This window comes from Liquorilactobacillus sicerae, assembly GCF_029916425.1.
In the GTDB taxonomy this organism is placed as follows: Bacteria; Bacillota; Bacilli; order Lactobacillales; family Lactobacillaceae; genus Liquorilactobacillus; species Liquorilactobacillus sicerae.
The window spans coordinates 1-470 of record NZ_JAHAVQ010000195.1; the positions used below are offsets into that span (position 1 = coordinate 1).

Consider the following 470-nt stretch of genomic DNA (forward strand, 5'->3'; position numbering starts at 1 on the left):
TTGATAGACTCTATTTAATTGTCGATCCAAGATTGGAAAGCAAAAAAATAATTCCAAAAAATAAAATAGCTTTAAATATCAGGACACTTCTTATTGAAGGCGAACGTTTCAACAAGACTGGTAATAAAATAGTTTATTTTCCGTTTTCATTAGATGGTTTGGATAGCTTTTTTGTGGATATCGGCTTTTCAACGGTTAGGAAATCTATTTCAACAAAGTTTTCTAGTTTAGACTATTCAAAAACAAACTTTGTTTTTATAGCTCGTTTAGTCACTGGAGAAATAATTTATTCTAATAAATTCAAAATTAATATTGATAAACGTTTGCTATATTCTATGTTTGAAAGTTAATAGATCTGCGAAATTTCAGATACTTATCAAAACTAACACAGATTTAAAAAAACAATAAAAATTAAAAAGATGAAACAATTTCAATCTCAAATAATTATCGTTGAATAAAAAGTATCAAGC

The 470-nt window shown here is 26.0% G+C and carries 1 protein-coding gene; it reads left to right on the forward strand.

Annotation, left to right across the window (positions count from 1 at the left end; all coding sequences use genetic code 11):
* Window positions 1-350 (forward strand): hypothetical protein (locus tag KH893_RS11965; RefSeq protein WP_281166300.1); only part of this gene is annotated, 350 nt, incomplete at its 5' end.
* Between the last annotated feature and the right edge of the window lie 120 nt (window positions 351-470).